The organism is Streptomyces sp. NBC_01017, assembly GCF_045162795.1.
Taxonomy (GTDB): domain Bacteria; phylum Actinomycetota; class Actinomycetes; order Streptomycetales; family Streptomycetaceae; genus Streptomyces; species Streptomyces machairae.
This window is the reverse complement of sequence record NZ_CP108683.1, coordinates 9,350,950-9,371,174: the sequence shown is the minus strand read 5'-3', so window position 1 is coordinate 9,371,174 and position 20,225 is coordinate 9,350,950. Positions and strand designations below refer to the sequence as shown.

The window sequence follows — 20,225 nt, the reverse complement described above, 5'->3', positions numbered from 1 at the left end:
TGCGTGGCGTACAGACTACGGGGCAGCAGTGACAACGCCAGCCGGCGGTTGCGAATGTGACAGGGCCGCTACTTCGCGGAAGCCGTCAAATCGCCCCTCCTGGGCGCCGCGAAGCCCTCCAGGTCGGCGCGGGTCAGGCCGGTCAGCCGGGCGACCTCGCCGATGTCGAGGGCACCGCAGTCCAGGCCGCGCAGCAGGTAGCCGCTGAGCGCCTTGGCGGTGGCGGGTTCGTCCATGACGTCGCCGCCGGTCCGGTTGGCGTACCGGGCGAGGCGGGCCGCCGCCTGCTCGAAGCCCTCGCGGTAGAAGGCGAAGACGGCCGCGTAGCGGGTCGGGATGTGGCCGGGGTGCATGTCCCAGCCCTGGTAGTAGGCGCGGGCCAGGGCACGGCGGGTGAGGCCGTAGTGCAGTCGCCAGGCGTCGTGGACCTTCGCGGTCGGACCGACCGGCAGGACGTTCGTCGAGCCGTCGCAGACGCGTACGCCGGTGCCCGCCGCGGCGACCTGCATGATCGCCTTGGCGTGGTCGGCGGCCGGGTGGTCGCTGGCCTGGTAGGCGGCGGAGACACCGAGGCAGGCGCTGTAGTCGAAGGTGCCGTAGTGCAGGCCCGTGGCACGGCCCTCGGCGGCCTGGATCATCCGGGCGACGGCGGCGGTGCCGTCGGTGGCGAGGATGGACTGGCTGGTCTCGATCTGGATCTCGAAGCCGATCCGGCCGGGCTCGAGCCCGCGCGCCTTCTCGAACTCCTCCAGGAGCCGCACCATGGCGGTGACCTGCTCGGGGTACGTCACCTTGGGCAGGGTGAGCACCAGCCCGTCGGGCAGGCCGCCGGCCTCCATCAGGCCGGTGAGGAAGATGTCGAGGGTGCGGATGCCCCGGTCGCGTACGGGCACCTCCATGCACTTCATGCGGATGCCCATGTACGGGGCCGCCGTGCCGTTCTCGTACGCCTCGGCGATCAGCCGTGCCGCGCGGGCGGCCGCCTCGTCCTCCTCGGCGTCCGGGCGGGGGCCGTAGCCGTCCTCGAAGTCGACGCGCAGGTCCTCGATGGGCTCGCGTTCCAGCTTGGCGCGCACGCGCGCGTGCACGGGCTCGGCGAGTTCGTCCGGCAGCCCGAGCACGGCGGCGAAGGACGCGGCGTCCGGGGCGTGTTCGTCGAGGAGCGCGAGGGCCTGGTCGCCCCAGGAGCGGATGGTGTCGGCGGCGAAGACGTCACCGGGGACGTAGACGGTGTGGACGGGCTGGCGGGTGCCGGGGTCTCCGGGGTAGCGGCGCTCCAGCTCGGCGTCGACCGGCGCGAGGGAGGCGCTGATCTCCTCGCTGACCGCACCCGCGAGGCTTGTCGCCACCTTCTCCTGCTGGCCCTGGCCCATCCCACATCCTCCTGACTTCCGCGATACGGAATCAACAATCCGTAGAATGAAGTTATCCGGCGACCTTCCGGCTGGTCAACACCATGTCCACGGGGAGTCACTCACCCATCCCGCCATGTTCACGCTCATCTCAGGGCGCGGTATCACACTTCCATACGCACGCCTCGCACGACTCGTCCGGTAGTTCCCACCGAAGGAGCCCGAAGTGTCGAACCACAGCCGAGTCACGCGCCGTCTGGGTCTGAAGGCCGTGTTGGCCGCGGCGGTCACCGCACCCCTGTCCAGTACAGCACTGCCCACGACGTCCGCCTCGGCGGGCGAGCGCCCACCCGCCCGCCGGCACCTCCAGGTCATGTCGTTCAACCTGCGCTTCGCGAGCACCACCGAGCCGAACAGCTGGACGGTGCGCAGACCGGTGATGCGCGAGCTGCTGCGCCACGAGGCCCCGCACGTCCTCGGCACCCAGGAGGGCATCTTCTCCCAGCTGCTCGACATCGACTCCGACCTCGGCCCGCGCTACGACTGGGTCGGCACCGGCCGACTGCACGGCAGCCGCGACGAATCCATGGCGATCTTCTACGACTCCCACCGGCTGCGCCCGACCGAGTACGACCACTTCTGGCTCTCCGAGACCCCCGACGTGATCGGCTCCAACACCTGGGGCGCGGCCTTCGCCCGCATGGTCACCTGGGTCCGCTTCCGCGATCTGACCGACGGCGGACGGGAGTTCTACGTCCTCAACACCCACTTCGACCACGTGAGCCCGTACGCGCGTGAGCGCAGCGCCGCACTCATCGCCGAGCGGATCGCCGGCTTCGACCGCTCCCTGCCGGTCGTGGTGACCGGGGACTTCAACGTCGCCGCCCACAAGGACACGGTGTACGACACACTGCTCGGTGCCGGTCTCGTCGACACGTGGGACACCGCCAGCGAGCGCAGCGCGCTGTACGCGACCTTCCACGGCTTCAAGCCGCTGACGCCGAACGGTGACCGGATCGACTGGGTCCTGACCACGCCCGGTGTCACGGCGCACCGGGCGACGATCAACACCTTCGCCGACGACGGCCAGTTCCCCAGCGACCATCTGCCCGTGCAGGCGTCCCTGACCCTGGGCTGAACGGGCCGAGGCCCCCGTGACCGCCGGACGGTCACGGGGGCCTCGGTGTGCCCGTGCAGGGATCAGCCCTTGCGGGTCTTGATCTCCTCGGTGAGGGTCGGGACGACGTCGAAGAGGTCGCCGACGACGCCGTAGTCGACCAGGTCGAAGATCGGGGCCTCGGCGTCCTTGTTGATCGCCACGATCGTCTTCGAGGTCTGCATACCGGCGCGGTGCTGGATCGCACCGGAGATGCCGGAGGCGATGTACAGCTGCGGCGAGACCGACTTGCCGGTCTGGCCGACCTGGTTGGTGTGCGGGTACCAGCCCGCGTCCACGGCGGCACGCGAGGCGCCGACGGCCGCGCCGAGCGAGTCGGCGAGGGCCTCGATGATCGCGAAGTTCTCCGCGCCGTTGACGCCACGGCCACCGGAGACCACGATCGCGGCCTCGGTCAGCTCCGGACGACCGGTCGACTCACGCGGCGTGCGGCCGGTGACCTTGGTGCCGGTCGCCTGGGCGGAGAAGGACACCGACAGCGCCTCGACCGCGCCGGCGGCCGGGGCGGCCTCCACGGCGGCCGAGTTCGGCTTGACCGTGATGACCGGGGTGCCCTTGGAGACACGGGACTTGGTGGTGAAGGACGCGGCGAACACCGACTGGGTGGCCACCGGGCCCTCGTCGCCGGCCTCGATGTCGACGGCCTCGGTGATGATGCCGGAGCCGATGCGCAGCGCCAGACGGGCGGCGATCTCCTTGCCCTCCGCGGAGGACGGCACCAGGACGGCGGCCGGGGAGACGGCCTCGACGGCGGCCTGAAGGGCGTCGACCTTCGGGACGACCAGGTAGTCGGTGTACTCGGCGGCCTCGTGGGTGAGGACCTTGACCGCGCCGTGCTCGGCGAGCGTGGCGGCGGTGTCGGCGGCGCCGTTGCCCAGCGCGACGGCGACCGGCTCGCCGACGCGGCGGGCCAGGGTCAGCAGCTCCAGGGTGGGCTTGCGGACGGCACCGTCCACGTGGTCGACGTAGACGAGAACTTCAGCCATGGGATTGCTCTCCTGCGGATTGCGAAGGCTTAAGGGGCGAATGGGGTGTTGAGCCTCAGCGGGCCGACGGACCCTTAGATGAACTTCTGGCTCGCGAGGAACTCGGCGAGCTGCTTGCCGCCCTCGCCCTCGTCCTTGACGATCGTGCCGGCGGTGCGGGCCGGACGCTCGGCCGCGCCGTCCACGACGGTGTACGCACCCTCCAGGCCGACCTCCTCGGCCTCGATGTCGAGGTCGGACAGGTCCCAGGACTGAACCGGCTTCTTCTTGGCGGCCATGATCCCCTTGAAGGAGGGGTAGCGCGCCTCGCCCGACTGGTCGGTGACCGACACGACGGCCGGCAGGGAGGCCTCGAGCTGCTCGGAGGCGGCATCGCCGTCCCGGCGGCCCTTGACCGTGCCGTCCTCGACGGAGACCTCGGACAGCAGGGTGACCTGCGGGACGCCCAGGCGCTCGGCCAGCAGGGCCGGAACGACACCCATGGTGCCGTCGGTGGAGGCCATGCCGGAGATCACCAGGTCGTAGCCGGCCTTCTCGACCGCCTTGGCCAGCACCAGCGAGGTGCCCAGGGCGTCGGTGCCGTGCAGGTCGTCGTCCTCGACGTGGATCGCCTTGTCGGCGCCCATGGACAGCGCCTTGCGCAGCGCGTCCTTGGCGTCCTCCGGGCCCACCGTCAGAACGGTGATCTCCACGTCGTCGTCGGAGTTCTCGGAGATCTGCAGCGCCTGCTCGACCGCGTACTCGTCGAGCTCGGAAAGCAGACCGTCCACGTCGTCCCGGTCGACGGTCAGGTCATCGGCGAAGTGCCGGTCGCCAGTGGCGTCGGGCACGTACTTCACGGTGACAACGATCCTCAAGCTCACGCCGGCTCTCCTACTGCGTCGACATTTCTCTGCTGCCTACTTGCAGGCAGCATAGGCGCCCCAAGCGGCCGTTCCCGTTCGGGGCGACTCGCGCTCCGAGCGAAATATTACTCGTCAGTACACCCAGTTCATTCCCGCTAAGCAAGCGCTTTGAACTGTGACCTTTGCAACGCAGCGTAATCGGAAACCGACGGCTTCGCAGAACCGTGGCCAGCCGGTTCCGTCACATCGGTGCGGTGAGGTCAGTCACGCAGGCCGTTGAACCGGCCCTGGTGGTACAGAAGAGGACGCCCGGGACCCGTGGAGTCGCCGAGGACGACCTCGGCCAGCACGATGCGGTGATCGCCGGCCGGCACGCGTCCCACCACCCGGCACACCGTCCAGGCGAGGACGTCGTCGAGGACGGGGACACCTTCGGGACCCTCGCCCCAGGCCGTGGGCGGACCGAAGCGGTCGGCGCCGCTGCGGGCGAAGGTGGCGGCGAGCTCCTGCTGGTGCTCGCCGAGTACGTGGACGCCGACGTACTCCGTCGTGGCTATCGCCGGCCAGCTGGACGCACCGGTGCCGATGCCGAAGGAGAGCATCGGGGGGTCCGCGGAGACGGACGTGACAGAGGTGGCGGTGAAGCCGACCGGACCCGTCTCACCGCGGGCGGTGATCACTGCCACACCTGCCGCATGCCGCCGGAAGACGGAGCGGAGCAGATCGGGAGAGGCGAGCCGAGAGGTACCGAGGCCGGACGTGGCCGTCATGGAGTTGTCCTTCTGCGAGGAGAGGCGTGGCGATCCGTGGGCGCTCAACAGCCCGGACAGCGCGCGCTCGCGGTGCGGGCCGGATCGACGTGAGCCCGTACAAAAAGAAGGAGTTCCTCAGGCATAAGGTCAGGCTGACGATAGGTGGTAGGCACAGTCAAGTGGGTTCCGGGATATGGGAGATGGCTCACCCTCGGCCTCACAGCCCCTCAGACCGCTTCGCCCAGCGCCGCGATCACGTCCGCCTTGCGCGGCTGACCGGTGGCCCGCCGTACGACGTTTCCGTCGGCGTCGAGGACCAGCACGGTCGGCGTCTTGAGGATGTCGAACCGGCGTACGAGGTCCAGGTGGTCCTCGGCGTCGATCTCGACGTGGGTCACGCCCGGGACCATGCCGGCGACCTCGTCGAGCACGCGCCGGGTGGCCCGGCAGGGGGCACAGAAGGCGCTGGAGAACTGCACGAGGGTGGCACGCTCGCCCAGCGCCGCGCCCAACTCGGCCGCCCCGAGCCGCTTTCCGTCATCGCGCCCGCGCACCCTTACTCTCCCGCTCCGCCGCCGCTGCAGCACTCCGTAGGCGCTCGCCGCCGCGAGCACCACCACGCACACCACCAGTCCGGTCATCACCCTGCTCAAGCGTTCACGAGACTGCAAAGATTCCCGCCCCCTGGGAGCGTGTCCGTTGCGGAATGCTTGATTCATGGACATCGATGTGAGGGGGCCGCGCTTCGGGGCGGCCGTGACGACCGTGGTGCTGGCAGCCGTCCTGGTCACCGGGAGCGCCTGGCTGCTGGCCTGGCAGACCCTGGCGTTCGCGCTCGGCGCGGCGGGCGGGGTGGGCCGTTCGCCTTACGGATGGCTGTTCCGCACAGCTGTACGGCCGCGGCTCGGACCGCCGACCGAGTTCGAGTCCCCGGAGCCGCCGCGGTTCGCCCAGGCGGTAGGGCTGCTCTTCGCGGGTCTCGGGCTGGTCGGGTACACGCTCGGGCCCGAATGGCTGGGGCTCGCCGCCACCGGAGCCGCGCTCGCGGCCGCTTTCCTGAACGCCGTCTTCGGCTACTGCCTGGGCTGCGAGGCGTATCTGTTGCTGCGGCGAGTGACGGTGCGCGCCGAGTAAAGACGGCACAAAAGCCCGAGGTGGATCACGGGTCGACGTGACGAGGATCTCGCCGTTCCCAGGCACTTGGGCTTGGCCCTCGGCCGTTCTTGGGGCACGATCTGCGACAAGCCGTAAACCTACGGCTGCGTAACTTTTCCACTGGGAGCACTCCTTCCCAGGCAGAGAAGGAAGGGTCCACCCCGTCCATGGCAGAGCTTGTCTACCGTCCCGTCGTCGGTCTCGCCCAAGCGTTGTTCAAGGCGTGGGACCTCAAGATCGACTGCAAGGGATCGGAGAACATTCCGCGCTCGGGCGGCGCCGTACTGGTGAGCAACCACATCAGCTACCTGGACTTCGTCTTCGACGGCCTGGCGGCACTCCCGCAGAAGCGCCTCGTGCGCTTCATGGCGAAGGAGTCGGTGTTCCGGCACAAGATCTCCGGTCCGCTGATGCGGGGGATGAAGCACATCCCGGTGGACCGCAAGCAGGGTGAGGCGGCGTACGCCCACGCACTGCAGTCGCTGCGGTCCGGCGAGATCGTCGGGGTCTTCCCGGAGGCCACCATCTCGCAGTCGTTCACGCTGAAGAGCTTCAAGTCGGGTGCCGCGCGGATGGCCCAGGAGGCCGGCGTGCCGCTGATCCCGATGGCCGTGTGGGGCACACAGCGCCTGTGGACCAAGGGCCACCCGCGCAACTTCAAGCGCAGCCACACCCCGATCACCATCCGGGTCGGCGAAGCGATCGAGGCCTCCAAGGACAAGTACGCGGGCGCGATCACCCGCCAGTTGCGCGAGCGCGTCCAGGAGCTGCTGGAGGCCGCCCAGCGCGCCTACCCCGTACGCCCGAAGGACTCGGACGACACCTGGTGGATGCCGGCCCACCTCGGCGGCACGGCACCTACGCCGGAGCAGGTTCGCGAGGCCGAAGCACGCTAGGCGCTCCGCTCCGGGCGCCTCGATGAACCGTCGATCGCCTGCGCCACCGGCGTGACCGATCGCGCCCACGCGGGGAACCGCATGTCGGTACAGTCCCGCGCCCTTTGAGGCGCTGCTGCACTGCCCTTCAGCGGTGCACGGAGATGTGCGCTCCCGGGCTGAACTTCTGCAGGAGCTCGGCGAGTTCGGCCGCTGCCTGCTCGGCTTCGGCGACCGGCATGGGCGACAGGCTCTCCAGGAGGAAGATCCCGGAGACGGAATCCTCGGTGAGCCGGGTGCGGGGCCCTTGGCGCCAGTTCCAGCGGCGGCAGGTCACGCCCGCGTCGTCGCGCCACACAACCTCGCCCGCGTCGGGGTGCTCGACGACCTCTTCGCCGCCCGCGACGGTCACGAAGTCCTCTTCGCCCGTCGCGCGCACCAGGCGCATGCCGCCCTCGATGTGGTCGACGTCCTCGCCGCCGACGGGGACGAGGTGGGCGACGCTGATGGCGTTGTAGACGTCCACCAACAGGTTGATCCGGGGCAGTCCCGCCTCCGACAGTGCCCTTTTGGCCAGCGCCTCCGCGGAGTTGCGGGTCCGGGACGGCTTCGACCCGAACGCCGTGTAGACCTCGCGCCAGGCCGCCATGTGCGGGTCCTCGTGCGGAGCACGCCCGTCCAGGCGTACGGCGAGCCGGCGGGCCGCATCGTCGAGGAGCTCGGAACTCGCCTCGCTACTGGGTCCGTTGACCAGGCCGTGCGCCTCGACCGCCACGTGGGTGAAGCCGGGTGCCAGGGTGCGCACCTCGTCGGAGACGGTCAGGGTGAGAGTCATGGTCCGCCTTGTCTCGGGGTTCACAGTGCGGTGGGCAGGTGCTGCCACAGATACGCCCGGTCAGGGGCGGCCTTGAGGGCATCGAGTACGGCCGGGTGCGGTGCAGCATACAGGACCGGGTAGTCCATCTCATTGGACGCCGGATCGGGTGCGAAGGCCAGCCGTTCGCCGTCCAGCGAGAACTGGGCGTCCACGCCGGGCTTGTTGCCCCGAGGATCCTGCCGATGCCAGGCACCGTTGAACCGCACGGCGACCAAACCGTGCACCACTTCGAATTTCTGGTAGCACAGCGCCGTCGGGATGTCCTCGGCCCGCAACAACGCGGCCAGCGCATGAGCCTTGGCGTAGCAGATGCCGGTGCCCTGCACCAGGACGTCGGAGGCGCGCCAGGTGACGCGGGGATCGCCCGAGTCCTGCGAGTGCGGGATGACATCGCGTACGAACTCGAACGCCGCTCGTGCATATTCATACGAGTCCGCCGCACCGCTGGCAAGCCTCGCAGCCGTCTCACGAACGACTGGATGATGATGGTCGATCGCCTCATCAGCAGCCAAGTAGGCGGAGAGGTCGGCGGTTTGCTGGATCATCTGCATGGGAGCTGAGCGTAAGCGTAAGCCGCGATGATCGTCAATCAACTTTCCATGCAATGCATATCTATACATTCAGCGGGCAAGCCGCTTCCGTCTCCGTGAGAACGGCCGAACATCGCCGCAACCAGGCCGGCGGGTACAACCCCTCCCCCGTGCCGCCGGTCTCGTCACCGACCGGTCATCAACAAGGGGGAGTTCATGAAGCATCGACTGCTCGGAGCCGCGCTCGCCGGCTGTGCCCTGGCCGCGGTCGGGGCCGGGCCCGTGCACGCCGCGTCCGATCAGCTGTGGATCAGCGTGCCGTCCGAGACCGTGTTGCCGGGCCCCGACACGGACGGCGCGGCGTCCGAGCGTGTCCTCGACGTCGGGGTCACCCACGACAACACCGGGAACGGGGTGCCGGCCGGCCAACTGACCGTGGACGTCGGCGAGATCGCCTCGTTCGCGCGAGTGTCGTGGCCCGCGAACTGCGTGCCCGAGTCGGCCCTCAAGGCGGTCTGCGACTTCCCCCAGATGCCGGTGGGGACCGACGGCGTGGCGGCAGCCCGGCTCGGACTCCGCGCGCTGCCGGACGCCGACCTCAGCGCGTCCGGAAACGTGCGCTACTCGGCCGCCGCCGGGGACCTGACGGCAGTTCCGGCGGAGACCCGGATCACCCTGGGCGACGGCCCGGACCTCGGGCTCAGCCAGGCCGCGCACCAGCGGGACCTCACGCCCGGCACGAACACCCAGGTACGGGCGACGGTCGCCAACAACGGCAACCGCACCGCGGACCGCACACTGCTGTCGATCTACTCGTCGTACGGCCTTCGGTTCGAGGAACGGCACTCCAACTGTGAGTACCGGGACCACGCCATCGGTACGTTCGCGCTGTGCGTGCTGGACGAGGCGGTGGCTCCGGGCGAGCGGTACGCCCTGACGACCGCCCTCCGTGTCGGGCGGAACGCGCTGTACGAGCGGTTCGACCACTCCGTACTGCCGTATTCGGACGAGGCACTCGAAGAGGCCCGGGGCAGCGAGACGTGGACCCCGGGCACGGGCGACGAGCTGAACCTGCGCCCCGTGGCGGCGCAGCGGGCCGCCGTCGGCGAAGAGGACCTGGATCTGTTGGACAACTATCGGACCGTCATCCTCGACGCCAGGAACACGGCCGACCTGAAGGTCACCGGCAGCAAGGTGCGCGGGGCGGTCGGGGACACCGTGACCGCGCGTGTCACCGTTCACAACCGCGGCCCGGCATGGGTGGCGTCGCTGGGCGTGGGCGCGGCCGTCGCCACCGTGCGGTTCCAGGCGCCGGAGGGGACGACCGTCGTAGGCCTGCCGGAGGACTGCTCGACCCCGGAGCCGCCCGAGGAGGGGTCTCCCGTGGAGACCTACTTCTGCCGGACGCCGATCCACCTGCACGACAAGGCGTCCCACAGCTTTGAGGTGCGGCTCCGGATCGACCGGGTGGTGCGCGGGGCACGCACCACCGTCGAAACCCTCAACGACGATCCGGAGCTGTCCATCAGGAAGTTCGACCCGAACCTGCGCAACAACAGCGCCGCGATCGTCGTCAACGGCTGATCGGTGCCGAGGGAGGAGAAGGCCTAGCGGGCCATCTCCTCCTTCAGCGCCGCCACGAACGCGTCCACGTCGTCCTCGGTGGTGTCGAACGCGCACATCCAGCGCACGACGCCGGCCGCCTCGTCCCAGAAGTAGAACCGGAACCTCTTCTGAAGGCGCTCGCTCACGTCGTGCGGGAGCTTGGCGAAGACGCCGTTGGCCTGCACGGGGTAGAGGATCTCGACGCCGTGCACGGCGCGGACGCCCTCGGCGAGGCGCTGGGCCATCTCGTTGGCGTGCCGGGCGTTGCGCAGCCAGAGGTCCTTGGCGAGCAGAGCCTCCAACTGCACCGACACGAAGCGCATCTTGGAGGCGAGCTGCATGGACAGCTTGCGCAGGTGCTTCATGTGGCTGACGGCGTCCTGGTTGAGGACGACGACCGCCTCGCCGAACAGGGCGCCGTTCTTGGTGCCGCCGAGGGAGAGGATGTCGACGCCGACGGCGTTCGTGAACGTCCGCATGGGCACGTTCAGAGAGGCGGCCGCGTTGGCTATCCGGGAGCCGTCCAGGTGCACCTTCATGCCGTGCGCGTGGGCGTGCTCGCAGATCGCGCGGATCTCGTCCGGCGTGTAGAGCGTGCCGAGTTCGGTGCTCTGGGTGATCGAGACGACCTGGGGCATCGCCCGGTGCTCGTCCTCCCAGCCGTACGCCTGCCGGTCGATCAGCTCGGGGGTGAGCTTGCCGTCGGGCGTGGGCACGGTGAGCAGCTTGAGGCCACCCATCCGCTCCGGCGCCCCGCCCTCGTCCACGTGGATGTGCGCGCTCTCGGCGCAGATCACCGCACCCCAGCGGTCGGTGACCGCCTGGAGCGCGACGACGTTGGCGCCGGTGCCGTTGAACACCGGGAACGCCTCGGCGGTGGCGCCGAAGTGGCTGCGGACGATCCGCTGGAAGTTCTCGGTGTAGTCGTCCTCGCCGTACGCGACCTGGTGCCCGCCGTTGGCCAGGGCCAGGGCGGCGAGCACCTCCGGGTGGGCACCGGCGTAGTTGTCACTGGCGAAGCCGCGGACGTCCGGGTCGTGGTGGCGACGGGCGTCGGTCTTCGGAGGGTTCACGGCTTCTCGGTCAGCCACAGGCGCTTTCCGTTCACTTCGGCGGCGGGCTTGTCCCAGACGCCGACGACGGCATCGGCCAGGTCCTTGACGTCCGTGAAGCCCGCGAACTTCGCGTTGGGGCGGTCGGCGCGCATCGCGTCGTGCACCAGCGCCTTCACCACCAGGATGGCAGCCGCGGAGGTCGGACCCTCGGGGCCCCCGGCCTTGCGGAAGGCGTCGGCCAGCGCGAGCGTCCAGGCCTCGGCGGCGGCCTTGGCGGCGGCGTACGAGGCGTTGCCCGCGCTCGGCTTCGACGCACCGGCGGCGCTGATCAGTACATACCGTCCCAGCTCGCTGCGCTGGAGGCCCTCGAAGAACGCCAGCGAGGTGTGCTGCACGGTGCGGATCAGCAGCAGTTCCAGGAAGTCCCAGTCGTCGAGACTCGTCTTGATGAAGGTCTCGCTGCCGCGCCAGCCGCCGACGAGATGGACCAGACCGTCGACACGGCCGAAGTCCTTCTCGATGCGGTCCGCCCACTCGCGGGTGGCCTCACGGTCGAGCAGGTCGACCGTGTCCCCGACGACGGTGGCGCCGCCGTGCGCGTAGCTCGCCGCGTCCACGGCCTCGGCGAGCCGCTCCGGGTCGTTGTCCGAGCCGATGACGGTCGCGCCCGCCTCGGCCAGTCGCAGCAGCGCCGCCTGCCCGGCGGGTCCGCCCGCGCCGGCCACCGCGATCACTGCACCGCTGAGAGCTCCGTTCCCCGCCATCTTCTTCGCCTCCTGCTGAGCTGTGTTCTCGGTGCTGCGGTCGCTCACGCGGCGATCCGCTCTGCGCTGTCCGCCGTGATGCCCTTGGTGGAGGCGATCACGTTCTTGAGTTTCTTGGACAGTGCCTCATAGAACATGCTCAGCGGAAACTCGTCCGGAAGCACGTCATCGACGAGCTTGCGCGGCGGCAGGCTCAGGTCCAGGGCGTCGGGACCCTTGGCCCACTTGGATCCCGGGTGCGGGGAAAGGTAGGCGGAGACGAGCTCGTAGCCGGCGAACCAGTGGACGAGCTTGGGGCGGTCGATGCCGTCGCGGTACAGCGTCTCGATCTCGGCGCACAGCTGGTTCGTGACCTGCGGGGCGCGCTGCCAGTCGATGAACAGCTTGTTGTCGGTCCAGCGGACCACGTCGTGCTTGTGCAGATAGGCGAAGAGGAGCTGGCCGCCGAGGCCGTCGTAGTTGCGCACCCTCTCGCCGGTGACCGGGAAGCGGAACATGCGGTCGAGCAGCACCGCGTACTGCACGTCACGGGCCTGCGGGACGCCGTCGGCCTGAAGCTTCACGGCCTCCTTGAAGGCGGTGAGGTCACAGCGCAGCTCTTCCAGGCCGTACATCCAGAACGGCTGGCGCTGCTTGATCATGAACGGGTCGAACGGCAGGTCGCCGTGGCTGTGGGTCCGGTCGTGGACCATGTCCCACAGGACGAAGGCCTCCTCGCAGCGCTTCTGGTCGTGGACCATCGCGGCGATGTCCTCGGGCAGGTCGAGGCCCAGGATGTCGACTGCGGCGTCGGTGACGCGGCGGAAGCGGGCGGCCTCGCGGTCGCAGAAGATGCCGCCCCAGGTGAAGCGCTCCGGGGCCTCACGTACGGCGATCGTCTCGGGGAAGAGCACGGCGGAGTTGGTGTCGTAGCCCGCGGTGAAGTCCTCGAACTTGATGCCGCAGAACAGCGCGTTGTCGTAGCGGGTGCGCTCCAGCTGGGCCAGCCAGTCCGGCCAGACCATGCGCAGCACGACCGCTTCGAGGTTGCGGTCGGGGTTGCCGTTCTGCGTGTACATCGCGAAGACGACGAGGTGCTGGAGGCCGTCCGCGCGGCTCGCGGCCGGCTGGAAGGCCAGCAGCGAGTCGAGGAAGTCGGGCACCTGGAAGCCGGCCTCGGCCCAGCGGCGCAGGTCCTTCACGAGGGCCTCGTGGTAGGCGGCGTCGTGCGGCAGCAGCGGGGAGAGCTCCAGCACCGCGTCCACGACACGCCGTACGGCGGCCTCGGCGTCCGTGCGCTCGGGCGCACCCTCGGCCTCGAAGTCGATCGACCCGTCCTTGGACTGCCATGGCCGGATCTGCTCCACGGCATCCTTGAGCACGGGCCACGCCGGGTGCTCCACCACCCTGGTCGCAGGAGGAACCTGCTCCTCCGTAGCCGTCTGCACAAGAATTTCCGTCATTTTCCATCCTCCACGGGAGAACCTCGCGTATGGAGACCGTATACACACGAGGTTCCTCCGAGCAAGTGAAGAGTCGGGAAATTATCCTGTGAACCCCCATGGTCACCGCAACTTTTGCTGTTGGCCATCCAGACGGCGCATACCCCGTCCGTGCGCGGGCATGCCAGGGATGAACAGGCGGTCCACGGCGGCAGGTCAATCCCTGCGGGACTCGCCCACGGCAGAGTGACGATGCGGAGGGGTGCGATCCAGGTGCGACATGTCCACTGCCGCAAACCCTGCGTACACGTGGGGTTCATCACGCGCCGGGGCCACTAGGCTGCGGATCTGCCGCGCGAACAGTCCGCTCCGGTTCGCGCGCACGCCGAGCCGCCGTCGACGGAAGCGAGTTGAACCTTGAACTTCCTTACCATCGGTCATCGCGGAGTCATGGGTGTCGAACCCGAGAACACCCTCCGTTCGTTCGTCGCCGCCCAGCAGGCCGGCCTCGACGTCATCGAACTCGATCTCCACCTGAGCAAGGACGGCGCCCTCGTCGTCATGCACGACACCGACGTGGACCGCACGACCGACGGCACCGGCGCGATCGCCGACAAGACCCTCGCCGAGCTGCGCGCCCTGGACGCGGGCCGCGGCGAGCGCGTCCCGGTCTTCGAAGAGGTCCTCGACGCCGTGAAGTCGCCGCTGCAGGCCGAGATCAAGGACGTCGCGGCGGCTCGGGCGCTCGCCGAGGTGATGACCAAGCGCGACCTGGTCGCCCGGGTCGAGGTGTCCTCGTTCCACGACGACGCCGTTGCCGAGATCGCCCGTCTCGTACCCGGCGTACGGACCGCGCTGATCGCCAGCCGCTACGGCACCGACATCGTGGACCGTGCCGTCGAGGCCGGCGCGGCGACGGTCTGCCTCAACATCCGCCGGCTCACCCTGGAGGTCGTGGAGCACGCCCGCAAGGCGGACCTCAGGATCATCGGCTGGGTGGTGAACACCCAGGACCATCTGCGTCTCGTACGGGCCCTGGAACTGGACGGTGCGACCACCGACTACCCGGAGATCAAGCGCACCGGCCGTTTCACGGCGTAAGCACTCCGCCGGGTCGTGCCGCGACAGGGCCGTCGATCGTCTGCGGCCCGTCGTGGCCGGTCGCGCAGTTCCCCGCCCCCCTTGAGGGCGCTGCCGCCACCGTGACGGTCAGGCAAGCTCCTTGACCAGCAGCTCGAACTGCAGGTCGGCGCGCCGGCCGAAGCACTCGTTGCCGTACGGGTACGGGGTCATCCGTCCCGTACGGCGGTAGCCGCGCCGCTCGTACCAGGCGATCAGGTCGTTCCGTACGGAGATCACGGTCATGTGCATCTCGGTGACACCCCAGGTCGCGCGGGCCTGCCGCTCGGCCTCCGCGATGATCACCTTGCCGAGGCCGGCGCCCTGGAGTGCGGGGCTCACCGCGAACATCCCGAAGTAGGCGTGGTCGTCACGGTGTTCCAGCTGGCAGCAGGCCACGAGCTGCCCGTCCCGCTCGACGGTGAGCAGCCGGCTGTCCGACGACTTGATGACCGCCAGCACGCTCTCCTGGTCGGTCCGCCGGCCTTCGAGGATGTCCGCCTCGTTCGTCCATCCGGCCCGGCTGGCGTCCCCGCGGTAGGCGGACTCGATCAGCGCGACCAGCGCGTCCACGTCGGCGTCGGTGGCGTCACGGAAGGTGAGTCCGTCGGCGGCGGTCGCGGTGGGGTCCATGGGGTGCTCCTCCACTTCTCGGGCACGACTCGGGCACCGCTGAGGGTAACGCGCCGCTAGGATCCCGCTGCATGGTGCACGTACTGAGCGGACGGACCCTGCTTCACCCCACCGACCCCGAGCGCTCCCGTGTCTTCTACGGCGAGCAGCTGGGCCTGGCCATCCATCGCGAGTTCGGAACGGGGCCGGAGCGCGGCACCGTCTACTTCCTCGGCGGCGGCTTCCTGGAGGTCTCCGGCCGTTCCGAGTCCCCGCCGTCCCCGGCCGTCCGGCTGTGGCTGCAGGTCGAGGACGTGGCGGCGGCGCAGGACGAACTACTGGGCAAGGGCGTCGAGATCGTCCGGCCGCCGGTGAAGGAGCCTTGGGGGCTCATCGAGATGTGGATCGCCGATCCGGACGGGACGCGGATCGTGCTGGTGGAGGTGCCCGCGGATCATCCGCTGCGGTACCGGCCCGGAATCTAGGGCCGGTGTTCCCAGCCTCGGTCGGTGCGGGTCAGTTCCCGGAAGCCGGCCGAGGTCAGGCGGTCGATCACCGTGACGTCGGTGGCCCGTTCGTAGGCGAGGAGCCGGTCCACTCCGCACAGCCGCAGCCAGTCGGCTGCCTCACCGAGCAGCCGGTGTTCCAGGCCCTCGCCGTACGTCGTCGGGTCGGTGTGCAGGTTGCCGATGTCGGCGAGGCCCGTGCCGCGCGCGCGGCGTTCGGGGCGGGACAGGGACGTGTCGACCTCGATGAAGCCGAGGGCGTGCCCGTCGGCGTACGCCGTGAAGCGCGTGCCGCACTCCCCCAGGGTGGGATCGACGGTCTCGCCCGGCCGCGGCTCGTGGGCCGGCAGGTCGGCCACGTGCGCGATCAGGATCACCTCGGTGTCGCCGACGTACCGGAAGCCCGCGCGCTCATGGAGGGCGCGGATGTGCGGCCAGGTGCGGGGCAGGCCGTAGACGGCCGGGGCCGGGAGCTCGCCGCCCGCGTACCGGACGCGTACGTTCCAGCGGGCCGGCTGGGCCAGGCAGGCGTTCATCAGCAGGGCGGCGGCCTCGTCGGAGTCCGGCCAGAACGAGGCCGGCGGGCGGCACACGAACCAGTCGATCTCGCCGATGTCCCGGTAAGCGACGCCCACCTCGTCGTCCGCCCGGTAGCGCAGCAGATGGGCGGCGGCCACGACGTGCTCGCGCTGCTCGGCGACCAGGGTCAGGCGCCGGCCGACCAGGGGTCGGCGATGTACTCGTCCGGTTGCCGCTCCAGAGCGCTGAGCACGGTGTTCACGCAGACGCCGGGGACGACCGCGGCGACATGCATGTTGATCCCGGGCTCCAGTGGAATTCCGCCGGATGGCCGGGGCCCTGGGAGGGGCTTAGCGTGCTGGAGGGGGCTCTCTGCGGGAGGAGCGCGCTGTGAAGCTCGACAAGCCGGTGACCGGTGGGCCCTGCTGGACCGAGCTCGGGACCAGCGACGTGGCCGCGGCCAAGAAGTTCTACGCGGCGTTGTTCGGCTGGCGCGCCGAGACCGATCCGCGTCAGGAGGCCGGCGGCTACACCGTCGCGCACCTCGGGGACGCGGCGGTTGCCGCGCTGACGCCGCTGTACCAGGAGGGGCAGCCGGTGGCGTGGAACGTGTCGTTCGCGGTGCAGGACGCGGACGCCGCCGCCGCGCAGGTGACGGAGGCCGGCGGCACGGTGCTGGTCGGCCCGATGGACGTGTTCGACGTGGGCCGCTTCGCCGTGGCCGTGGACCCGACGGGTGCGGTCTTCCAGCTCTGGCAGGCCCGGTCGTTCCCCGGCGCGGGGCTGCTCAGCGCCCCCGGCGCGCTGGGCTGGGTGGAACTGCTGACCCGGGCGCCCGAACGGGCCGTGGAGTTCTACACGACGGTGTTCGGCTGGAGCGTCAACGCCTCGGAGCACTACACGCAGTGGGGCATCGACGGCGACGACTTCGGCGGCATGCTGACGATGGACGACAAGTTCCCGCACGAGGTGCCCGCGCACTGGCTGCCGTACTTCGCCGTGGTGGACGTGGACGGCAAGGCGGCGGACGCGACCGAGGCGGGCGGCACCGTTCTCATGGAGCCCACCTCCGTCCCCGACGGACCGCGGATCGCCGTACTGCGGGACCCCCAGGGAGCAGTGTTCGGCGTGTACCGCGCGGCTGACGAGAAGTGACGCGACTGGCGGGCGTTGACACCGCCCCCGATCGGGTCAGCCGCGCAGCGCCCCCAACTGTCCCTCCAGCCGGCCAAGCAACTCACTGAGCAGAGCGGCCAGTTCGTCCTGCCCCTGCGGGTCCACGCCGGACAGTACCGCCCTCTCGTACGCGAGCTGTTCGGGCAGGATGCCGTCGACCAGGTCGCGGCCCGTGTCGGTGAGGCGGACATGGGCGACACGACGGTCGCGGGTGTCGCCGCGGCGCTCCACCAGACCGCGCTCGGTCAGCTGCTTGAGGCGCTTGGTGACGGCGGCGCCCGAGGAGAAGGTCTCCCGGGCGAGTTCGCTGGGGGTCAGTTCGTGGCCGGTGCGGCGCAGCGCGCCGAGCAGGTCGAACTCGGGGCGGCTGAGGCCCGCCCGGCGCAGGGGGGCGTCCTCGGCCTGCTGGAGGAGGGCGGCACAGCGGTTGATGCGGCCGATGATCTCCATCGGGGCGGTGTCGAGGTCGGGGTGGACGCTTCTCCACTGCCGGACCACGGCGGCCACCGTGTCCCGTCTCGTCCCGGTCGGCCCGCCGTTCGTCGCCGTCATGGCCGTACGCCCTCCGTCGTGTCGCCTGTGCGCTGGTCCGGGCGCGGTCCCTGGCTACGCCCCGTGGCCGCGAGCGTACGGGGTCCGCTCCGCCCGGCGCGCACGACCCGCTGCCACCGCCGGTCCGGTACGGCCACCGCGGCGACGAGGCCGACCAGGGCGCCGACCAAGGTGTCCACGACCCGCTCGGTGATCAGCCGCCCGGGCTCCTGGAACCCGGCGAACTCGGTGATGAGCAGTGCCATCGGGGTCACGCAGACGCTGCCGAGCCAGTAGTTGCGGCTGATCAGCGCCTCGGCGCCGAAGTTGAGGGCGAGGCAGCACAGGACGAGGGCGACCTCGCCGGTGTGGGCGAGCGGGACGAGCGCGGCGAAGAGGAGGACGCCCAGCAGGTTGCCGATGACGCGCTGGACGCCGCGGCCCCAGGTGAGGGTGAGGTTGGCCTGATACAGGCAGGCCGCGGTGACCAGGGCCCAGTAGGGGCGGCCGATCCCCAGGGCGAGCGAGGCGTATCCGGCGAGGGCGCAGCCGAGGGCGGTGCGTACGGCGAGCGGGGTCAGGGGGGCGAGGCGGCGCCACAACGGCGCGGTGGGCGAGGCGAGTTCGGCCCCGCTGCCGGTGAGGTCGTCGAGCTCCGGCACGGGCCGGTTGCCGCGCACCTGCCGGGCCCAGGTGCGCAGCAGTACAGGGTCGGCGTCGCCGGGCGCGGCGAGGGCGATCTCGGCGCGGACCACGAGGCGTTCGAGGGCGCGGCGCGTGCCAACGGCGGGGCCAGGGCGGCCCGCGGAGTGCAGCGCCTGACAGGCGGCGTGCACGGCGGCGGCTGCGGTGGTGTGGGTACGGGTGCGACGGTCGTCCGGGCTGCTCGGGCTGCTCGTCGCGCCTGTCCCCCCGGTGCCGCCCGTCTCGACGTACGCGGCAGCCGCGTGCAGGGCCGCCGCGGTGGCCCGGCGCTCCGGGCCGTGCGGTCGCAGCAGGCCGGGTGCCATGCCGACGAGCCAGGCCCAGGCGGCGGCCGTGGCGGCAAGACCGACATGGCCGGGGATGCGGTCGAGGGACTGCGGGGCGAACAGGGCGGCGGAGCTGATGAAGGTGAGCACCACGTTGCCAGGCGGACCGATACGGGTCGCGTCGCACAGCATCTTCTGCACGGCGGCCAGTACCGCGCCCACGGTGACCAGCACGACGGCACTGGTGGTGAGCGAGGCAGCGACCAGCGCCGTGGCCAGGCCGCCGAGCATGCCGAGCGCGACCCATGCCAGGGCGCGGGCCCGGGCGGCGTAGGGGCGGTTGTGGGCATAGAGCGCGCACAGGGATCCGGCCATCGTGTACATCGCCAGGTCCAGCCGACCGAGGAGCAGCAGGGCGATGTTGGGCGGGGCGACGGCGACGACCACGCTCAGGGCGGGCTTGAACCAGATGTCCGACGGCCGGCCGAGACGCAGCACGCCGACGAGCGGATGGCGGCTGCTCATGCCCATCACCAGTTTCATGTCCATCACCTTAGCAAGTGTTTTACTGGTAAAAGACATGGATTGATGTGGGACGTGTCATGCCCGACGACCTGCCGCGCTCCGCCGAATGCTCCCCGCGTACACCCTTGCGCTCGCATGCGCGCCGGACGTCCGGGGCATCGACGGACTGTCCGACACCGTCGAGCGGGAGGTGCGCGTGCACGGACCGGCTTCGCACGGCTGGCTGCTGGTCGCGCTGTGCGCGGCGACCGGGGCCTACTGTCTGCTGCGGATGCGCAGCCATGTCGAGGAGCAGCGTCGGGCCGCGGGCGGCGAGGCGCTGATGGGCTTCGGGATGGCCGCGATGGCGGTGCCTGCCGCGGTGTTCACGCCGCCGTCGTGGGCCTGGCCCCTCTACGCGGCCGTGTTCGGCGCTGCGGCCCTGCAGGCCCTGTGGTCGGTACGGGCCAACGCCCACCATCTGCACCACCTGGTGGGGGCGTCGGCCATGGTCTACATGGCGGTCGCGATGGCCGCCTCACCCGGCCGGCACGGCGGGCACGGCGATTTCGGCATCCCGCTCCTGACGGGCGTTCTGCTCTTGTACTTCACGGGCTACGTGCTGCTGTCGGGCGTCCGGTTGGTGCCCGTGGCCGTCGCCGCCGGTGGCGGGGGCGGGGGTGGGGGTGAAGGGGTCGGATGGGGCGACCGGCCGGAGCTGGCGCGCGCGTGCCGGCTGTCGATGGGGATCGCCATGGTGGCCATGCTGCTCGCTCTCTGAAAGCCCTGACTCTCCGAAAGCCACTGATTCTTTGAAGTGCCGCCGGCTCTCGGGCAGTGGCGCGTCCGTGGTCTGTGTCACTTGCCGCTGCGGGCCGTACCCCTGAGCCGTG

The 20,225-nt window shown here is 70.3% G+C and carries 22 protein-coding genes; 8 read left to right on the top strand and 14 right to left on the bottom strand.

Going from position 1 to position 20,225, the window contains the following annotated elements; all coding sequences use genetic code 11:
• Nucleotides 1-68: 68 nt before the first annotated feature.
• Nucleotides 69-1,373: a DUF6986 family protein gene (locus tag OG331_RS42915; protein WP_406207357.1), complete on the bottom strand. Its 1,305-nt coding sequence runs from the start codon at nt 1,371-1,373 to the stop codon at nt 69-71.
• A gap of 205 nt (nt 1,374-1,578) precedes the next feature.
• Here OG331_RS42915 and OG331_RS42910 point away from each other — a divergent pair, with 205 nt between their 5' ends.
• On the top strand, nt 1,579-2,490 hold the full coding sequence (locus OG331_RS42910) for an endonuclease/exonuclease/phosphatase family protein (RefSeq protein WP_406207354.1): 912 nt from the start codon (nt 1,579-1,581) through the stop codon (nt 2,488-2,490).
• A 62-nt stretch (nt 2,491-2,552) separates the two neighbouring features.
• On the opposite strand, the gene OG331_RS42905 is transcribed toward OG331_RS42910, so the two are convergent.
• The 4 genes from OG331_RS42905 to OG331_RS42890 all read right to left on the bottom strand — a co-directional run bounded on the left by OG331_RS42905 (nt 2,553) and on the right by OG331_RS42890 (nt 5,753).
• Nucleotides 2,553-3,515: an electron transfer flavoprotein subunit alpha/FixB family protein gene (locus OG331_RS42905; protein ID WP_406207351.1), complete on the bottom strand. Its 963-nt coding sequence runs from the start codon at nt 3,513-3,515 to the stop codon at nt 2,553-2,555.
• 74 nt (nt 3,516-3,589) lie between these two features.
• Entirely contained in the window at nt 3,590-4,378 is a 789-nt protein-coding gene (locus tag OG331_RS42900; RefSeq protein ID WP_406207348.1) for an electron transfer flavoprotein subunit beta/FixA family protein, read from the bottom strand.
• A gap of 242 nt (nt 4,379-4,620) precedes the next feature.
• Entirely contained in the window at nt 4,621-5,130 is a 510-nt protein-coding gene (locus OG331_RS42895; protein ID WP_406207346.1) for a flavin reductase family protein, read from the bottom strand.
• A 209-nt stretch (nt 5,131-5,339) separates the two neighbouring features.
• Nucleotides 5,340-5,753 carry a thioredoxin family protein gene (locus tag OG331_RS42890; RefSeq protein ID WP_406210684.1) on the bottom strand — a complete coding sequence of 138 codons (414 nt, stop codon included), beginning with the start codon at nt 5,751-5,753 and terminating at the stop codon, nt 5,340-5,342.
• 76 nt (nt 5,754-5,829) lie between these two features.
• Between OG331_RS42890 and OG331_RS42885 the strand changes: the two genes are divergently transcribed.
• Both OG331_RS42885 and OG331_RS42880 read left to right on the top strand, forming a co-directional pair.
• On the top strand, nt 5,830-6,246 hold the full coding sequence (locus OG331_RS42885; protein ID WP_406207343.1) for a DUF4395 domain-containing protein: 417 nt from the start codon (nt 5,830-5,832) through the stop codon (nt 6,244-6,246).
• A gap of 188 nt (nt 6,247-6,434) precedes the next feature.
• Complete coding sequence (locus OG331_RS42880) at nt 6,435-7,163, top strand: lysophospholipid acyltransferase family protein (RefSeq protein ID WP_328883402.1); 729 nt, start codon at nt 6,435-6,437, stop codon at nt 7,161-7,163.
• A 127-nt stretch (nt 7,164-7,290) separates the two neighbouring features.
• On the opposite strand, the gene OG331_RS42875 is transcribed toward OG331_RS42880, so the two are convergent.
• Together OG331_RS42875 and OG331_RS42870 are read right to left on the bottom strand one after the other, a co-directional pair.
• Nucleotides 7,291-7,977, bottom strand: a complete 687-nt coding sequence (locus tag OG331_RS42875) for a B3/4 domain-containing protein (protein WP_406207339.1) — start codon at nt 7,975-7,977, stop codon at nt 7,291-7,293.
• A 20-nt stretch (nt 7,978-7,997) separates the two neighbouring features.
• On the bottom strand, nt 7,998-8,570 hold the full coding sequence (locus OG331_RS42870; protein ID WP_406207336.1) for a transglutaminase domain-containing protein: 573 nt from the start codon (nt 8,568-8,570) through the stop codon (nt 7,998-8,000).
• A 195-nt stretch (nt 8,571-8,765) separates the two neighbouring features.
• Between OG331_RS42870 and OG331_RS42865 the strand changes: the two genes are divergently transcribed.
• Entirely contained in the window at nt 8,766-10,133 is a 1,368-nt protein-coding gene (locus OG331_RS42865; protein WP_406207333.1) for a hypothetical protein, read from the top strand.
• 23 nt (nt 10,134-10,156) lie between these two features.
• Here OG331_RS42865 and OG331_RS42860 read toward each other — a convergent pair whose 3' ends face one another.
• The 3 genes from OG331_RS42860 to OG331_RS42850 are packed head-to-tail and all read right to left on the bottom strand — an operon-like array spanning nt 10,157 to nt 13,415.
• Nucleotides 10,157-11,227 carry a threonine aldolase family protein gene (locus OG331_RS42860; protein ID WP_406207330.1) on the bottom strand — a complete coding sequence of 357 codons (1,071 nt, stop codon included), beginning with the start codon at nt 11,225-11,227 and terminating at the stop codon, nt 10,157-10,159.
• Nucleotides 11,224-11,973 carry an SDR family NAD(P)-dependent oxidoreductase gene (locus OG331_RS42855; RefSeq protein ID WP_406210681.1) on the bottom strand — a complete coding sequence of 250 codons (750 nt, stop codon included), beginning with the start codon at nt 11,971-11,973 and terminating at the stop codon, nt 11,224-11,226. Before OG331_RS42855 ends, OG331_RS42860 begins: the two co-directional genes overlap by 4 nt.
• 44 nt (nt 11,974-12,017) lie before the next feature.
• Nucleotides 12,018-13,415, bottom strand: coding sequence for a DUF6421 family protein (locus OG331_RS42850; RefSeq protein WP_406207328.1), 1,398 nt, complete (start codon nt 13,413-13,415; stop codon nt 12,018-12,020).
• Nucleotides 13,416-13,811: 396 nt separating this feature from the next.
• Between OG331_RS42850 and OG331_RS42845 the strand changes: the two genes are divergently transcribed.
• Complete coding sequence (locus OG331_RS42845; protein WP_328883396.1) at nt 13,812-14,495, top strand: glycerophosphodiester phosphodiesterase family protein; 684 nt, start codon at nt 13,812-13,814, stop codon at nt 14,493-14,495.
• A 108-nt stretch (nt 14,496-14,603) separates the two neighbouring features.
• On the opposite strand, the gene OG331_RS42840 is transcribed toward OG331_RS42845, so the two are convergent.
• Nucleotides 14,604-15,146, bottom strand: coding sequence for a GNAT family N-acetyltransferase (locus OG331_RS42840; RefSeq protein WP_406207325.1), 543 nt, complete (start codon nt 15,144-15,146; stop codon nt 14,604-14,606).
• Nucleotides 15,147-15,217: 71 nt separating this feature from the next.
• On the opposite strand from OG331_RS42840, the gene OG331_RS42835 reads away from it, so the two are divergent.
• The gene (locus OG331_RS42835; protein WP_406207322.1) at nt 15,218-15,610 is read left to right on the top strand and encodes a VOC family protein; all 393 of its coding nucleotides are present in this window, start codon (nt 15,218-15,220) and stop codon (nt 15,608-15,610) included.
• On the opposite strand, the gene OG331_RS42830 is transcribed toward OG331_RS42835, so the two are convergent.
• Nucleotides 15,607-16,308: an N-acetyltransferase gene (locus OG331_RS42830; protein WP_406207319.1), complete on the bottom strand. Its 702-nt coding sequence runs from the start codon at nt 16,306-16,308 to the stop codon at nt 15,607-15,609. The two genes, OG331_RS42835 and OG331_RS42830, sit on opposite strands and share 4 nt — an antisense overlap.
• Nucleotides 16,309-16,540: 232 nt before the next feature.
• On the opposite strand from OG331_RS42830, the gene OG331_RS42825 reads away from it, so the two are divergent.
• Nucleotides 16,541-17,305 carry a VOC family protein gene (locus tag OG331_RS42825; protein WP_406207317.1) on the top strand — a complete coding sequence of 255 codons (765 nt, stop codon included), beginning with the start codon at nt 16,541-16,543 and terminating at the stop codon, nt 17,303-17,305.
• Nucleotides 17,306-17,341: 36 nt separating this feature from the next.
• On the opposite strand, the gene OG331_RS42820 is transcribed toward OG331_RS42825, so the two are convergent.
• On the bottom strand, nt 17,342-17,878 hold the full coding sequence (locus OG331_RS42820; protein ID WP_406207314.1) for a MarR family winged helix-turn-helix transcriptional regulator: 537 nt from the start codon (nt 17,876-17,878) through the stop codon (nt 17,342-17,344).
• Nucleotides 17,875-19,371, bottom strand: coding sequence for an FUSC family protein (locus tag OG331_RS42815; RefSeq protein WP_406207311.1), 1,497 nt, complete (start codon nt 19,369-19,371; stop codon nt 17,875-17,877). The genes OG331_RS42820 and OG331_RS42815 overlap by 4 nt, the downstream gene beginning before the upstream one ends.
• Before the next feature lie 178 nt (nt 19,372-19,549).
• Here OG331_RS42815 and OG331_RS42810 point away from each other — a divergent pair, with 178 nt between their 5' ends.
• Nucleotides 19,550-20,113 (top strand): DUF5134 domain-containing protein, encoded by a 564-nt coding sequence (locus tag OG331_RS42810; RefSeq protein WP_406210678.1) that lies wholly within the window; start codon nt 19,550-19,552, stop codon nt 20,111-20,113.
• Nucleotides 20,114-20,225: the final 112 nt, after the last annotated feature.